Source organism: Mesorhizobium sp. L-2-11 (genome assembly GCF_016756595.1).
Lineage (GTDB): Bacteria > Pseudomonadota > Alphaproteobacteria > Rhizobiales > Rhizobiaceae > Mesorhizobium.
This window is the reverse complement of record NZ_AP023257.1, coordinates 6,320,343-6,335,991: the sequence shown is the minus strand read 5'-3', so window position 1 is coordinate 6,335,991 and position 15,649 is coordinate 6,320,343. Positions and strand designations below refer to the sequence as shown.

The window sequence follows — 15,649 nt, the reverse complement described above, 5'->3', positions numbered from 1 at the left end:
GTGCCGCGCCGAACCCGGCACGTCATCGTTCGGCTTGGAGTGACGAACATGAATGCACCTGTCAGAACGCTGCATCCGCTAGCTAAGGATAGACCATTGGAGAAACTCGCTCTTTCCGAGCAAATCGAATTTCGGAACGTCACCAAACTATACGGTCAGGTCACCGCCGTCAGGAGCCTGTCGTTGACCGTTGGGCGCGGCGAGTTCCTCACGATCCTTGGTCCGAGCGGTTCTGGCAAGACGACGACACTCATGCTGCTGGCTGGGTTCGAGGCGCCTACCGAAGGTGATATCCGCATCGCGGGGAAGTCCGTCGCCTCGGTACCTTCCTATCGGCGCGATCAGGGCATCGTCTTCCAAAGCTATGCGCTCTTCCCGCACCTTACTGTTCGCCGCAACCTTGAATTTCCGCTCGAGATGCGCGGCATCAGGTCGGCTGAACGGGCTGCGAGAGCCGAACGTATCCTGTCACGTGTCCATCTAGACGGCCTGGGTGACCGCATGCCATCGCAGCTCAGCGGTGGGCAGCAGCAGCGCGTGGCGCTCGCCCGGGCCCTCATAGCCGACCCTCCAATCCTGTTGCTAGATGAGCCGTTGGGAGCACTCGACCGTAACCTGCGTGAGCAAATGCAGGGTGAGATCAAGGGGCTTCACAAGGAGTTCGGAATCACCACGGTGTGTGTCACACACGACCAGGAGGAGGCGCTCACACTTTCCGATCGGATCGTGGTGATGAACGCTGGACGAATTGAGCAAACTGACACGCCTGAGGCGCTATATGACCGTCCTGTCTCCCGGTTTGTCGCGAATTTCCTTGGGGACGCCAACATCCTCGATGATCCGTCATTCGCCGTTGAGGCGGACACGCCGCAACCGGACGGCACCGTCGCGATGATCCGGCCGGAACGTATACGGATCTCCGCTCCTGGCACCACGATGAGTGCCGACGCCGATCAGCGCCAGCATGTCGCCGGCACCGTGACCGATATGATCTATGCTGGCCCGCTGCGAAGATACCACGTGGCTGTCGGCGATAACGACCTGGTCATACGCGAACATGTCGCCGCGGGGCGTCAGATTTTCCAGCTCGGGGACACCATTCAGCTCGACTGGTTGAGATCGGACATCCGCTTCGTCACGACGTGATCTCAGGGGACTCGCAGATGTTGACTTTACAAAAGCTTACGCGGGCCTCTGTTGGGCTGACCCTTCCGGCGCTCTGCCTCCTGCTACTCGTCTTTGCCATACCGATCGTCCAGCTCTTCTTCAACAGCATCAACGCACCCGCGTTCTCCCTCGTCAATTACCTGACGTTCTTCGTGCGTCCTGCGAACGTTCGCGTCCTCATCCAGACCCTCGAGGTAAGCATCGCAGCCACGGTCATCTGCGCTCTCATCGGCTATCCGACGGCCTACCTGATCACGGCTGCTTCGAAGCAGGTCCGGACCGTCTTGGTCATCCTCGTCCTGATCCCGTATCTCACGAGCTCCCTGGCCCGAACCTACGCCTGGGTCATGATCCTGGGTGACCGCGGCCTCATCAATAACCTGCTGCTCGATCTGGGCGTCATCACGAGTCCTCTGCCTCTGATTTACAACCGTATGGCCATGTACATCGGCATGGTCCACATCATGTTGCCGATCATGATCCTGCCGCTAGTGAGCGTGATGCTCGGAATCGATAAGTCGCAAGTGGCAGCCGCGCGCAGCATGGGCGCGCGTCCGTTCTCGGCCTTCTGGCGCGTGTTCTTCCCGCTCAGTCTGCCCGGCTTACGCAGCGGTGCGTTGCTCGTCTTCATCCTGAGCCTCGGATTCTACATCACGCCCGCAGCCCTCGGTGGCCTGCGCGATGTCATGCTCTCGACTTTCATCGCGGCTGAGGTGCAAAGCTCGTTCAATCTCGGCCGGATAGGGGCCGCGTCATTTATTCTCCTCGCGATCGCGATGACGGTGCTCGCCGTCCTCAGACTCAATCCGGCCGGCCCCCAAGGCAATGCTGCGTCGGTTCGGCGAAACCGTTTTCCCGCAGCGGGGGCCTTGGCGCGACACCTCATTGAGCTCGGCACGGTTGGGCGGGCGCGTCGCTGGAAGACGCATCTTTACCGCGCTGGCGACGCCACCCGTGTCTGGAGGTACCCGGGGATCACGTTAGTCATATTCACCCTACTCTTTCTCCTCTTCCCGGGTGTGGTGGTGATCATCGTGTCGTTCAGCGCCGGAACGCAGTTGGAATTCCCTCCATCCGGCTTTTCCTTGCAATGGTATCGTTCGTTTTTTGCCGATCCGTCGTGGAACAGGGCCGCGCTCAGCAGTTTCGAAATTGCAATCTCGGTAACCATAATCTCGACCATACTCGGTACGCTGGCCGCCTATGGACTCAGCCGCAGCACGCCAATGCTGCGCAACGTGCTCACGTTGATCCTCCTGGCACCGATCACCTTTCCGGTGATCGTGGTAGGCATCGCAGCCTACCTTGGTCTGGTATCCTTCGGCCTGGTCGGGTCGAAGACGGGCATCGTCTTGGCGCACAGCATTGGCGCTATGAGCTATGTCGTGGCTGTCGTCGCGGCAACGCTGACCAACTTTGACACTAGCCTTGAGCAAGCCGCTAAGAGCATGCGGGCCGGGCCCTTCCGGACGTTCATGAGGGTGACACTGCCTTTGATCCGGCCAGGCATCCTCGGCGGGGCGGTTTTTGCCTTCCTTCATTCATTCGACGAAGTGGTCATATCCTTGCTGGTCAGCGGTCTATCCATACGCACGCTTCCCTTAAAGATGTGGGAAAACATCCGGCATGAGATCGACCCTACCGTCGCCGCGGTAGCGTCGCTGCTGATGCTTCTGCCCGTGCTCTGGCTCGTCGCTATGTACTTCGTCTGGTGGCGGTCAAGATCCAGAATGCAAGCCGCTTCCGCCCCCACGCTCGCCGCGGTCTGAAGCCGCACTACTCGTTAGGGCCCCGGGCAGTGCCAGCGTGTCAACCGCAGGGCACGACACGCGCCTTGGGCCGCGGTCACTCTGCGCCTGACCTTTCAGAACTCTATCGGAAGAAACACCATGACAGAAACCGAACCTACAGTTGCCGTAACAATCGCCCGTGCGCTATCGCGCCACGGCGTGAAGTTCATATTCGGTCAGAGCCTTCCTTCCGCCGTGATCCTCGCTGCGGAGGAAATCGGAATCCGTCAAATCGCCTACCGCCAGGAGAATATGGGTGGTGCGATGGCCGACGGTTTCGCGAGGGCCTCGGGACAGGTCGCGGTGGTCACCGCCCAGAACGGTCCAGCAGCGGCACTGCTCGTTGCACCGCTGGCCGAGGCCCTGAAGGCCAGCATCCCCGTGGTAGCTCTCGTTCAGGAGGTAGAGCGACCGCAAGTGGACAAGAATGCCTTTCAGGAACTCGATCACCTGGCGCTTTTCGCATCCTGCGCCAAGTGGACGCGCCGGATTGGCACCGCGGATCGGGTTGACGATTACGTGGACGCCGCGTTCGTGGCTGCGGCGAGTGGCCGGCCGGGGCCTGCCGTCCTTTTACTGCCGGCTGACCTGCTCCGCGAGACAGCTCAGCCCAGCGCCCACAAGCGCGAGGCATGCCTCAGCGCCTGGCCGCTCGACCGGACCCGGCCGTCGGATGCCAGCATTGCCGAAGCGGCTTTCCTAATCGCGAAAGCCCATTGCCCGGTGGTCGTGGCAGGTGGGGGCGCGCTTTCCACCGGCGCGCCATCGGCTCTGGCGAACCTTCAGGAATTTGCCTCGCTCCCTGTATTCACGACGAACATGGGCAAGGGTGCCGTCAATGAATTCCACCCCCTTTCATTCGGTGTGCTCGGATCCCTCGTCGGGCCAACATCGCTTGGCCGCTTCACGCGGGGCTTGGTCGAGGACGCCGACCTCATCCTGCAGGTTGGAACACGAAACAACCAGAACGGCACTGACAGCTGGCGCCTCATTCGCCCGGGCACAAAGATCATCCAGATCGACCTTGACCCGCAGGAGATCGGGCGCAACTATGAGGCAGTCCGTCTCGTCGGGGATGCGGCAGAAACCCTCAAAGCACTCACGCAGGCCCTCAAGACCCAAGATCTCAAGGCAAGATCACAGGCGCGCCCCGGTCTGGTCGATCGGATTGCCGACGCGTGGCGCCAGTTCGAGACGGTCAGGGCACCCCTTCTAATGCAGGGAACCGGAGGGATCAGGCCGGAACGTGTGATGGCCGAACTGCAGAATCTGATCCAGCCGGAGATGATCATCACCGCTGATGCAAGCTACTCATCGATGTGGGTCGTGGGTCATTTGCGAGCGCCACGGGAAGGGATGCGCTTCCTCACACCCCGTGGGCTCGCCGGGCTCGGATGGGGCCTTCCGCTCGCCATGGGAGCAAAAGTCGCGCGGCCTTCGGCACCTGTTGTGGCGATCGTCGGGGACGGCGGCTTTGCACATTCCTGGGCCGAATTGGAGACAATGGTCCGCATGGGAATTCCGGTGACGGTCGTCGTCCTGAACAACGGCATCCTCGGCTTCCAGAAGGACGCCGAAACCGTGAAGTTTGGGGCCTATACCACAGCCTGCCATTTTGCAGCGGTTGATCACGCGGCGATTGCGCGCGCCTGTGGCTGCGAAGGGATAAGAGTCGACGACGCTGCGGATCTGCCAGAGGTCCTCAAGCAAGCCCTCGCGGCCGAGCGGCCGACACTCATCGAGGTGATGACGGATCCCGATGCGCATCCTCCGATTTCGCTGTTTGCCGGGACCCTAGATCACTGAAGCGGAATGGCGTTACATGGGCAACCGATGGAACAATAAGCCGGAAGGCGCAAACTGGGGCCTGTTCGGCGCCGACGACGAAGTCGGGCGTCTCAACCTGATCACGGATGACATCCGCCTGAAAGCGGCCGCCGAGATCAGGACCGGCCGGGCTTTCTGCCTCAGCTTGCCGCTGGACCTTCCCGGCGGGACTGCGCTCAATCCGAACCGAAAGCCGCCCCGTCGTCATGTGGCGACACGCAAGCAGGGACTGCCGGCGGTGAACTATCCGCTACATCTGGAGAATACCCATTACATCGACGCTTCCTGCGATGACAGCGTGACATTATTCACACAATATTCGACGCAGTGGGACGCCCTTAGCCACATCGGGCAGCATTTCGACGCCGACGGTGACGGCACCGCTGAGATCGTCTATTATAATGGCTTCAAGGGCGGCACGGATGTTCTTGGACCCGATGCCGAAGGCGGAGCCCGCGCGCGCCGACTAGGCATCGACAAGTTCGCCGAGACTTGCGTCCAAGGTAGGGGCGTGCTGCTTGACCTAGGCAGGATCTATGGACGGGACCGGACCCTGGTCGGCTACGATGCCCTGTTGCATGCTATGCAGAGTCAGTCCGTTGAAGTCGAGGCGGGCGACATGCTGTGCATTCACACCGGATTCGCCAAACTTGTTGTCGACATGGACGGCAGCCCGGATCCGCGTGTTCTGCACAATGCCTGCGCCGTACTAGAGGGGCGGGACGACAGGCTGCTCCGGTGGATCGACGACTGCGGTATCGCCGCGCTGGTTGCCGACAACTTCGCGGTGGAGGCCTATCCGAATCGCGTACCGGACGACTGCGACCACTGCGCCGGCCTGCCGCTGCACCAGCAGTGTCTGTTCAAGCTTGGCCTTCCCCTTGGCGAGCTCTGGTACCTATCGGACTTGGCTGCGTGGCTAAGAGATCACAACCGTAGCCGGTTTTTCCTTACCGCCCCGCCTCTGCGCCTGCCCGGCTCGTTTGGCTCGCCGCTGACACCCGTCGCCACAGTGTAGGAGGAAGTACGTCGTGGACCAGATTTCGCACGCACCCGCATTCGCGGGCAAGGTGGCTCTGGTGACAGGCGCCGCGCGGGGCATCGGACTTTCGATCGCCACGCGGTTTCTTAACGCCGGCGCCGGTGTGGTGCTGACGGACCTCTCCGAGAGTGACCTGAACGCCAGCATTTCGACCCTGTCTTCGGACTGTACTGGGCGGGCCTTGGCGGTGCGCGTTGATGTGTCCAAAGACGCTGATGTCACGCGAATGGTCGAGTCAGCAGCGGCCCGATTCGGGCGGGTCGACATCCTGGTCAACAACGCGGGAATCTCTCCGAAACACGGCGGACTGAAGGCTACGGTTGAAGAGATGCTCGCCGCGGAGTGGCGTCAGGTTCTCGAAGTTAACCTGACAGGCGCCTTCCTCTGCTGCAGGGCCTGCCTTCCCCACATGCGGGCGGCGAAATGGGGCCGGATCATCAACATCGCTTCAGTGGCCGGCCGAACGAAAACCGAGATTGCAGGAGCCCACTATGCCGCGTCCAAAGCCGGCATGATGGCCCTTGCCCGCACCCTTGCGGTTGAAGTTGGCACAGCGAACATTACGGTGAATTCCATTGCGCCGGGCCGCATCGAAACACCGATGGCTGCCGCGGCTGGTGCCGAGCTTAACCGGGCTTACGTCGCCCGCATTCCTGTCGGCCGACTTGGCACCGGCGAGGACATCGCCGCTGCGGTCGCCTACCTGGCGTCTGAAGACGCTGCCTTCCTCACGGGTGTGACGCTCGACGTCAACGGCGGCTCGTTCATGATCTGATCCGCCTGGCGGCTGAAGACTACAAAACGTGAAAGTTTGGAGTTCTGGGTATGGGGGTACCTACCGTGGTGTTAGCGCGACTGGCGGATTCAGATCGAACGCCCCTATGTCGGCGGCGAATGGATTTCGGGCGGACGTCGCTTTGACGTGATCCCGTTGCGTCGGTCCCCGATAACCGACGGGATACGGTGGAGGGTGGCGATCGACGCCGCGCACCGCGCGCAACGGGATGAGCCCGACGCACAGGCAACGCGAGCGCTGCGGTTCTGCGCTCCCTCCAATGCCTTCTTCACCGCCGAGATGGTCAAGCCGTGCGCCGAAGCGCGCAGCGAGATCCTTTATGGCACGTCCTACGTCGAGTGGTTCGCCGAGGAAGCGAAGCGGTTCTATGGCGACGTCATCCTCGGACATCAGCACGGCAAGCGCATTATGGCAATACTCCAGCCGATCGGCGCGGTAGTGCGATCACCCCGTCGAATTTCTCGAATTCGATGCCAGCGAGGAAGGTGGCGCCAGCGCTACTCGCCCGCTACGCCATCGTCTCCAAGCCCGCTGCCCAGACACCGCTCTCGGGGCCGGCGCTGCTCGCCGCGCGCCGGACTGCCGGGCGACTGTTCTCGGTGATCACCGCGACGGCCGCGGTCATGGTGGGCAAGACATTACGAGAACGACAAGGTTCGCAAGATCACCTTCACCGGCTCTACGCAGATTGGCCGCACCCTGATGCGGTAGGCTTCGACCAGATCAAGAAGCTTGGCCTCGAACTCGGCGGCGACGCCCCTTTCATCGTCTTCAACGGCGGGACCTGGACGCTGCCATCGAAGGCGCGATGCTGTCGAAGTTCCGCAACGCCGGGCAGACCTGCCTGTGCCCCAACTGGCTTTACGTACAGTCCGGTATCCATGATTTCTTCGCGGCGCTGGCGAAGTCGCATCGGCAACCTCAATGTCGGCGACGGCCTTGAGAATGGCGTGGCGATCGGACCAAACATCGACGAGAAGGCCGTCGCCAAGGTGAAGGAGCATATCACCGACGCATGTGCAGTGGGTGCTCAGGTCGTCCCCGGCGGCGAACAGCACGGAAGAGGTGGGCTGTTCTTCACGCCGCCGGTCCCGACTGCTGTTACGCAGGAGATGAAAGTCGCGCGCGAAGACAATTCGGGCTGGTCGCGCCTCCCTTCCGATTTAATACGGAAGAAGAGGCATCAGACGCGCAAACGATACCAAGTTCGGTCTCGCATCCTCCATCTACTCCCGCGATGCATCCAAGTTCTGGCCATCCATCGATACGTACGCGTAGCCAACCTGCATGTGTCCGAATTGTTATGGAGACATGCGGCTGATTTGCTGCGTGAAGACAGCCACGACGTCGCCGGCAAGCCATCTGGCTTTACGATGGTTGCCGCCTGCATTCGATACTTGACCGGCCGGCGCAAGTGCGATGACATTGGCACGTGACCGCCCACAAAGGCGGCGCTAGTTCCGATAACATAGAATACTGCTCGAGGCTCCCCGCGTGACAATACTTAGACCGCCTGCCTCCCTGGGCTTTCTCGAGCTTGAGCGCGGGCTCGCGCCGGGCGAAAAGCCTCCGCAAGCGCATCCAGGTTCCCTGCTCAACCCAGCTACTTACGACTTTCCGATCATTATCGAGACAGTAGAGGGTGCATGGGCGGATCGGGTCATTCGTGGCGATCCGTCACTTGAGCTGGCCTATGTCGCGGCCGCGCAACGCTTGGTCGAACGGGGCGCGGTTGCCATGATCGCCAACTGCGGGTTCGCCATCCGGCACCAAGCGGCGGTGGCCGCGTCGGTGAACGTACCCGTGGCGCTGTCAAGTCTCCTGCTTATCCCGACCCTGCTACGTCAGCTTTCACCCGGCGCCAAGCTCGCGGTACTGACTGCCGATTCCACGCATTGCAGCGAAGACCTATTCGGGATCGACGATGCGGCCGAGCGCGCGCGGATCGTGGTCGGCGGTATCGAAGGTGGAAAGCTCCTTGAGAACGAAATGCAGCGCCCGCCGCGGCGAACGCGGGTGTCTGAAATCGAGGATGATGTCAAGGCGTGCGTCATGCGACTGAGAAAGAAACATCCGGACATCGCCGCTTTCTTGTTTGAATGTACCGCATTCCCTCTGGTGTCCCCGGTAATACGCCGGATGACCGGGCTGCCGGTATACGACACGGTGACGCTGAGCCGGATGACATTCACCAGCGCGAGCTGACCGAATCTTCCGAACCTTAACAGCATCGACGCGCCCCTTGCTTAGTCGGCTTGGCAGGAAATTGTGAAGTTCCGGGATGAAAGTCTTGTCTGGATAAGCGAAGTCAAACCAGCTGGGGCTTCAACGTTCCGCTCGCACGCAAGCTGCTGGTGGCGCTCGAGGGGGCAGTGATGAAGCCGGCATGACTTCAACTATCCCCGTATCCGAAGGATCTGATCAAGTCCTGACGGATCCAGGTGACGACCGAACGTGGGCATGGTTTTTTTACCCCCCGACTTCAAGGATGGTCTCGTCCTCCTGAGCCCTTGCCTGCCGCAAGCGGGATTTTGGTGCAGCCGTCCCGCACGGCGATCGGATGTGAGGTTGATCAGGCTTGGGTGTCCCCAGCCGCATCATGCAATCGGGCTCAAACCAACGACGCCGTGAAAAGGATTCTGCCGGCTGCGGCGTCATCGCAACGTCGCTGCTTGATGCCCATGTCGGTGCCGACGCCGATACAGCTCTGGTCGAGGAGATCGCCGTCACACCCGCTAACATCAACGACGGCAAGGCCGGTCCCGATGCTTTGCCTGACAACCCCGGCGAGGTGTTTGCCGATAGCGCCTATCGGGGCAACCATTTCGGCGACGCGGTGCGGGCCAAGGGTGGAACGCCACGCATCGCCGCCAACCGGCATGTGTGGACGGGGATGAAGCCGAAATACTGGCACGCCTTGAGGACTGCAACCAACCGATCCACCGCATTCGTGGCCGGATCGAGAAGATTTTCGGCATATGGAAACGAAGCTACGGCCTTCACCGGATGCGATGGCGAGGCTTGCAAAGGCAGGCGTTCATCACCGCCATCGCCTACAATATGGAACACAGTTTGAAGGTCATGTCATCGCTATGGCTGGATAGCGGCAAAAAACACCATTGATGCTCACACGAGAGCGTCAAAAGACACAACCGACTATGTCGGCGCTGACTTCATGCGCCCTTTACCCTGGAAGCCGAAAAGATCAAACAAAATCAACGAACTTCCCGCGCACAGGTCTCGAAACACCGCCCAGCTCCGCAAGTTGTAGATCTACGCCTTGACCAAAAGTAGTCCAGAATGAAGGGGTCAGATCAGATTCTGTCGGAATGGTGTGATCGACCAATCGATCGAGTCGACGGCACGCTGGAGTGCGATCTCGGTCTCAGCAAGGCTGGGTGAAACGGCGATGACATATCCGAGACAGTCCCGGTAGTCGCCTTTCCTGACGATCGGCGTCTTGGGTTCAACATACAATTTGACCTCGGCAACACCTGATACAGCAGCCGCTTGATCATCACCACGGATCCAGTCGAGGGTGCCATCGCGATCAGGAAGAAGGGTTCGCCAGGCCGCAATGTGCGAATGCCTTTTGCGCAAATCCCCTTCGTCGCCGACGACAAGCTTGATGTGTTCGGTAACTAGATCGACACCGTAAGCCAGCTGGATCGGTCGAGGACCGCCACCAAGACGTGGATTGACTTCAATGACGACTGGGCCAAGCTTCGCCCACCGGAGTTCAATGCACGTTGGGCCCCAGCCGAGGCCGAGAGGTTGCAAACAGCTCAGCGAAACATCGGCAATACGCTTATGCTCTTCATCTGCAAGGGGGGCGGGAAAGATACCGGTATAAAAGACGAAATGCGGTAGGCGGTCGAAATTAGTGGCCTCGATCCCAAAGACCTCATTTCCCATTATATGAGCGATATAATGGGGGCCTTGTACGAATTCTTCGACGAGTATCCTCGGCGAAGACCGCCATATGTGCTTCTCGCTAAACAGGTAAGTGGTATGTTCGGCTACCTCATCGATGGTGCTGCACAATCGGACACCGATGCTGCCGCTGCCTACAGCTGGCTTCAGAATCACCGGCAGGCCGATCTCCGCGGCAGAGCCTTCAACCTCCGACGCATTCGCTGCCAGCCGATAAGCAGGCATTGGAACGCCGGCTGCCGCTAGGAGTTGACGTTGAATGAATTTGTCGCAGCATCGTTCAACCGATTGTGGGTTCGGTCCCGGTAGATCGAAATGCCGGCAGAGCCTGCCAACTGTCGCATAGATTGACTCGTCGTCGCCCGCAAAGCCAGTAATGCCAGCAATGTCATACGTCCCAGCTAACCGGGAGCATTCGTGGATTAGCGCATCGAGATTGTCTGTATCGACACGGATTGTCTCAATGCTTTCTGCCGCAAGGTAGTCGTAGCGAGCTGGATCAGCCGACAGGGTAATTGGATGAAGACCAAGACTCCGGGCTGCTTCGACGTACCCCAGACCAATATTCCTATGACCTTCAACCAGGATGAGGGCTCTTTTTGCCATTGGCGTCGACCTCCTTGCGTGCTGTGCGGCAGTCCGGGCGAGAATCGGCAACAGCTTTTGTTAGCCGTGCGAGACCTCAGACTTGCGGAGACCGTACCATTGTCAGCGATCTGCGATCATAAAGATTCTGCAATTTAGTTTGAAGGATTTGTTGCCACGTGTTGGTTTACTGGTGGTGTGGCACCGAACGATTCAACGAATTTCGGAGCGTTGCGATGCTCAAGGGTCGCAAGCTTAACCAGTCAGTCATCCTGCCTTTGCGTGCGGGAACTGTCAGGAATTCCGTGTGCGGGCGGCATAATGGGTAAAAAGGATTCCCACTGCGGATTCCGACGAAGCCGGCCATCGATTCCGATTTGAAGCCGGCCAGTCATTCCGATTTCATTCCGGCCGGTGTTCCGATTTGAAGCCGGCCATTTTTCGGACTGATCCTGGGTCTCGTTGATGTTTGGATTGGGTTTCGTTTCCGGTCAAGCTTGCGCTGTTTCAGACGCTCTTGGCGAGCGCTGTTTTCGCATGCTTTCACCGGTGAGATCGATGCGATAGGCGTTGTGAACGAGGCGGTCCAGGATGGCATCGGCCAGGGTTGGGTCCGCGAATGCTTCATGATGCATCTTTCCTTGATCGCCTGGTCCGTTGCATTCGGCGTTGAAGTTGATCGATCTGGTCGCTGGAAAGGCTGATTTGCCAAGGCTGGCCTTTCGTGCTTTGCCGACCGTGGACAAGGCCCTGGGCGAGGTAGTCGAAGATGGTTTGAGCCGTCACGCCGATTGCAGCGGCTGCGCCCTGTACAGAGTAGGTTCCATCAGGCCAGCGCGGCGGATTGGCTGCGACGCCGTTGATCTTGGCTGTGGGGATTCCCCAACGGTGGCGTAAGAGCCAGATGTTTCTCATAGCTGAACAGCTTGCCTCGCGACGAGCGGACGCCCTCTTCATTCAATATTTTGGCGATTTGCCTATCCATATCGCCCGCAGCATTGAGTTGCGTGATCCGCTCACGCACAAGCTCGAGTTCGCCATAGTCTCGATCGTAAGATTGAACTCGGCGTTGGATTTGATGTTCGCTGGTTGCGCCGGTCTGCCAAAGAATCTTGATGGCGACCTGGCCGCGTATCTTCTTCTGGTCTAGAACGACCTCCTGCACGATGAAGCGCAAGATACGTTTGCGGTCTTCTGGCTGGGTGGTTTCTGAGTGCCAGATAGCCGGCAAATTCTCGGCGAGTTCCTGAAGCGCCGCGTGATCCTGTGCCTGTAACACCAAGGGCTCTCGGTCTTTCCACCGACGATATTCTTGCTCGATCTCACCGACCAAGCGCAGCTTGTCTTCCCATGCCTTTTCCAGGGTTCTGGCGACGAGACGATTTTCCGGTTCCACGGTGTCGTATTGTCGTCGAGCCCGCTCGGCGTCATACCGCGCACGTTCCCGCCGTAGCGCCCATTGTTTCTCGAGGCTCCGCGTTTCCTCCGCAATCTCGTCGAGCGCAGCGATGGCGATGGCGATTTGGTCAGGTTCCAACGCCTTCAGGAGGGTTTGGGCAACCAACTCATCTACTGCGGGCGCCCGAACCTCCTGACAGAGAGAGCTGCCGGTCTGGTTGCGGTCCGCCAGGCAGCAGTAGACGGGGCATGCACTGTCGGGGCCGCTATAGCGCACGGTCATCCGCCGTCCGCACTGGCCGCAGACCGCTAAGCCCTGCAGCAAAGCAATGCCCTTGCGTGGCGCGCCGCGGTGGCCGGCCTCGTATTGATTGGTGTTGTCGGCGAGGCGTCTCTGATTGGCCATGAACTCCTCCCAGTTAATATAACCAGGGTGTGCGTCTTTGATGCAAACCTCCCAGTCGTCAATGGCCACCTTCGAGGTTGCGCGGTGCGAACCTGGACCTTGGCGGACCGCATTTATTCGGCGCCGGCCGTAGACATATGCGCCGGCATAGGCCGGGTTGTGCAAAATATGATGGACATGGGCGATGGTGGCGTCTCGCCACACCAGCTCTTGGGGCGCCGGCCCGCGAAGCGGCCGCACCGGTACACGCAGGTCATGCGTGCGCAGGCCGCTCCCCTTGATGCAGGCGGATGCGGATCTGGTGCAACTCCGCTTCACTCATGATCCCCGAGAGCCCTAACAGTAGGCGGTCGTGATAGGCGCAGGGATCGTAGAGGCGCTCGCCATCGGCGATGATAACGCCGAACAATGAACACAACTCGAGGAGTTGATGCCAATCCCGGTTGTTGCGCGCCAATCGAGATGCATCGAGGCTGACCACCAGACCCGCGTTGCCGAGCCCGATCTCGGCGATGAGCCGTTGGAAGCCGCCACGCTCGACTTGGCCGTTTCCCGATTTTCCAAGATCCTCATCGATGACGACTACACGGTCCGGCGGCCAGCCCAACCTGACGGCGCGGTCCACCAAGCTGTACTGAAGTTCGGTGCTTTCCTGATGGTGGCGCACCTGGTTTATCGAGGATTGGCGCACATACACGTAAGCGAACTTTGAACGCCGGACGGTCGTGAGCCGCTCGTCAGAACTGCTCGGAATAGCCAACATCAAACCGCTCCCTCGCCGCTGGCGCGTTCGGCGGCATCCGGCGGATCAGAGTCGCGAGCATCTGCGCGACTTGGTGCTGAGATACTGGTGGGAGATTGTTCCAAAGGCTGGGCGTATCTGGCTTGATTCTTACCAGTGGAATACTGGTCTCCTGTAGAGACACCGCAATCCGATGCGCCAAAGCATGAGCAACCATCGCAACTCGCTATTGAGTTACCAAAGGTGATTCGCGCATAATACACTAAAGGAAGCAAAGTCCGAACGGATATTAACTTTCTCGCTGCGCTACGATGTTCAAGATCATCATTGCTAGCAGGCGACAAATCCGTCACTGACCGGCGGATATTGCGTGACCGACCATCCGGAAGGCGGATGACAATAAAGGCAGGTCCGCGCCCCGACCGAAGTGATGCCACCTCAAACCGCTGTCCACAGAGCGCATGTCGACGGTCAACTACCGTGACATGAGACACCAACCGATCAACAACAGGGGTATTTTGCGTTGCTTGGGTTTGCAATGATCTCGTACCAGCGATCCAGAGGCAACTGGCTGGGGACGATGGTAACGTCCGCGCACGTGGTGTAATTTCGGGGAGCGATGCGGGTGGACTTTGCGGTGGAGATTTCGCTGCCAGTTTCGCCGAGCGTCGGGTGGTCACCGGGCCTGTCGGATAAGGTGGAGTTTGAGGACTTCAACCTGACCGAAAGGGAACCCCCGATGACCGATGACAGACTACCGCTGGCCGAGCTTGCCGCGAAGAGCGGTGACGCCGATTTTCTGCGCGTCATTGCCGAGAACGTGCTGCAACTGATCATGGAGGCCGATGTCGACGGCCTGATCGGTGCAGGCCGCTATGAGCGCGGCGAGGCCCGCCAGACGTGGCGCAACGGCTACCGCGAGCGCTCGCTCGACACGCGGCTTGGCACGCTGAACCTGAAGATCCCGAAGATGCGCAACGGGGCCTACTTTCCAGGCTTCCTGGAGCCGAGGAAGACGGTGGAGAAGGCGCTGGTCGCCGTAATCCAGGAGGCATGGATCAACGGCGTCTCAACCCGCAAGGTCGATGAACTGGTGCAGGCCATGGGCATGACCGGCATCTCGAAGTCGTCCGTGTCGAAGCTGTGCAAGGACATCGACGAGCGGGTGAACGCCTTCCTCAAGCGCCCCCTTGCCGGTGACTGGCCCTATCTGTGGCTCGACGCCACCTACCTGAAGGTGCGCGAGGGCGGGCGCATCGTCTCGGTGGCGGCGATAATCGCGGTTGCCGTCAACACCGACGGCAAGCGCGAGATCGTCGGCCTGCACATGGCCCGTCCGAGGCCGAGCCGTTCTGGACGAGCTTCCTGCGCGATCTGGTGCGCCGCGGCCTGACCGGCGTGAAGCTGGTCATCTCCGATGCACACGAAGGACTGAAGGCCGCCATCACCCGCGTGCTCGGCGCGACATGGCAAAGATGCCGGGTTCACGCCATGCGCAACGCGCTCGCCTACGTTCCCAAGGGCCAGCACACCATGGTCGCGGCTGCGATCCGGCAGGCCTTCATCCAGCCCGACCACGACAACGCCGTCCAGACCTGGCGGCATGTCGCCGACCAGCTCCGCGCCAGATGGCCGAAGCTGGGAACCTTCATGGACGACGCCGAAGCCGACGTGCTCGCCTACATGGCATTCCCGGCCCAGCACCGAACGAAGCTGCACAGCACGAACCCGCTGGAGCGGCTGAACAAGGAGGTGAAGCGCCGCGCCGATGTCGTCGGCATCTTCCCGAACGAGGACAGCATCGTCCGCCTGATCGGCGCGGTCCTCCTCGAAGCCAACGATGAGTGGCAGCTTCAGCACCGATACATGCAGGTCGAGGCCATGGCCGACCTCACCCCACCAGCAATAGAGGAGGAAAAGACGCTTCAGATTACACCGAGAGCCGCCTGATCATGACGGCCCG

11 protein-coding genes and 4 pseudogenes are annotated in these 15,649 nt (G+C 60.2%); 10 read left to right on the top strand and 5 right to left on the bottom strand.

The features are described 5' to 3' along the window. Positions 1-48 precede the first annotated feature (48 nt). The 9 genes and pseudogenes from JG739_RS30135 to JG739_RS36535 all read left to right on the top strand — a co-directional run bounded on the left by JG739_RS30135 (position 49) and on the right by JG739_RS36535 (position 9,745). Positions 49-1,146, top strand: a complete 1,098-nt coding sequence (locus tag JG739_RS30135) for an ABC transporter ATP-binding protein (RefSeq protein WP_202364556.1) — start codon at positions 49-51, stop codon at positions 1,144-1,146. Positions 1,147-1,163: 17 nt separating this feature from the next. Continuing rightward, positions 1,164-2,936 carry an ABC transporter permease subunit gene (locus JG739_RS30130; RefSeq protein ID WP_202364555.1) on the top strand — a complete coding sequence of 591 codons (1,773 nt, stop codon included), beginning with the start codon at positions 1,164-1,166 and terminating at the stop codon, positions 2,934-2,936. A 120-nt stretch (positions 2,937-3,056) separates the two neighbouring features. Further along, positions 3,057-4,763, top strand: coding sequence for an acetolactate synthase catalytic subunit (locus JG739_RS30125; RefSeq protein ID WP_202364554.1), 1,707 nt, complete (start codon positions 3,057-3,059; stop codon positions 4,761-4,763). Positions 4,764-4,779: 16 nt separating this feature from the next. Continuing rightward, positions 4,780-5,802 (top strand): cyclase family protein, encoded by a 1,023-nt coding sequence (locus JG739_RS30120; protein WP_202364553.1) that lies wholly within the window; start codon positions 4,780-4,782, stop codon positions 5,800-5,802. A gap of 13 nt (positions 5,803-5,815) precedes the next feature. Next, a complete protein-coding gene (locus JG739_RS30115; RefSeq protein ID WP_244749634.1) occupies positions 5,816-6,601 on the top strand; it encodes an SDR family oxidoreductase in 786 nt (261 codons plus the stop codon). A gap of 506 nt (positions 6,602-7,107) precedes the next feature. Continuing rightward, a complete protein-coding gene (locus JG739_RS30110) occupies positions 7,108-8,058 on the top strand; it encodes an aldehyde dehydrogenase family protein (RefSeq protein ID WP_244749633.1) in 951 nt (316 codons plus the stop codon). A 58-nt stretch (positions 8,059-8,116) separates the two neighbouring features. Then, the gene (locus JG739_RS30105) at positions 8,117-8,827 is read left to right on the top strand and encodes a hypothetical protein (RefSeq protein WP_244749632.1); all 711 of its coding nucleotides are present in this window, start codon (positions 8,117-8,119) and stop codon (positions 8,825-8,827) included. A 394-nt stretch (positions 8,828-9,221) separates the two neighbouring features. Beyond that, positions 9,222-9,476: pseudogene (locus tag JG739_RS36540) on the top strand (transposase); the annotation flags it as partial. A 29-nt stretch (positions 9,477-9,505) separates the two neighbouring features. Next, positions 9,506-9,745 (top strand): transposase, encoded by a 240-nt coding sequence (locus JG739_RS36535; protein WP_202364552.1) that lies wholly within the window; start codon positions 9,506-9,508, stop codon positions 9,743-9,745. Between the two features lie 186 nt (positions 9,746-9,931). On the opposite strand, the gene JG739_RS30090 is transcribed toward JG739_RS36535, so the two are convergent. From JG739_RS30090 to JG739_RS30075, 5 genes and pseudogenes are all read right to left on the bottom strand, one after another. Then, entirely contained in the window at positions 9,932-11,161 is a 1,230-nt protein-coding gene (locus tag JG739_RS30090) for an ATP-grasp domain-containing protein (protein ID WP_202364551.1), read from the bottom strand. A 470-nt stretch (positions 11,162-11,631) separates the two neighbouring features. Continuing rightward, a pseudogene (locus JG739_RS30085) lies at positions 11,632-11,769 on the bottom strand (ATP-binding protein); the annotation flags it as partial. Between the two features lie 197 nt (positions 11,770-11,966). Continuing rightward, positions 11,967-12,944 (bottom strand): zinc ribbon domain-containing protein, encoded by a 978-nt coding sequence (locus JG739_RS30080; RefSeq protein WP_244749997.1) that lies wholly within the window; start codon positions 12,942-12,944, stop codon positions 11,967-11,969. Positions 12,945-12,974: 30 nt separating this feature from the next. After that, a pseudogene (locus JG739_RS35690) lies at positions 12,975-13,148 on the bottom strand (recombinase family protein); the annotation flags it as partial. A 49-nt stretch (positions 13,149-13,197) separates the two neighbouring features. Continuing rightward, complete coding sequence (locus JG739_RS30075; protein ID WP_202364549.1) at positions 13,198-13,707, bottom strand: recombinase family protein; 510 nt, start codon at positions 13,705-13,707, stop codon at positions 13,198-13,200. 718 nt (positions 13,708-14,425) lie between these two features. Between JG739_RS30075 and JG739_RS30070 the strand changes: the two are divergent. Continuing rightward, a pseudogene (locus JG739_RS30070) lies at positions 14,426-15,636 on the top strand (IS256 family transposase). Positions 15,637-15,649 lie beyond the last annotated feature (13 nt).

Coding starts and splice junctions, on each gene's coding strand:
- JG739_RS30080 (WP_244749997.1), bottom strand. CDS start 12,944: ATGGCCAATCAGAGACGCCTCGCCGACAACACCAATCAATACGAGGCC.
- JG739_RS30125 (WP_202364554.1), top strand. CDS start 3,057: ATGACAGAAACCGAACCTACAGTTGCCGTAACAATCGCCCGTGCGCTA.
- JG739_RS30090 (WP_202364551.1), bottom strand. CDS start 11,161: ATGGCAAAAAGAGCCCTCATCCTGGTTGAAGGTCATAGGAATATTGGT.
- JG739_RS30120 (WP_202364553.1), top strand. CDS start 4,780: ATGGGCAACCGATGGAACAATAAGCCGGAAGGCGCAAACTGGGGCCTG.
- JG739_RS30130 (WP_202364555.1), top strand. CDS start 1,164: ATGTTGACTTTACAAAAGCTTACGCGGGCCTCTGTTGGGCTGACCCTT.
- JG739_RS30075 (WP_202364549.1), bottom strand. CDS start 13,707: ATGTTGGCTATTCCGAGCAGTTCTGACGAGCGGCTCACGACCGTCCGG.
- JG739_RS30135 (WP_202364556.1), top strand. CDS start 49: ATGAATGCACCTGTCAGAACGCTGCATCCGCTAGCTAAGGATAGACCA.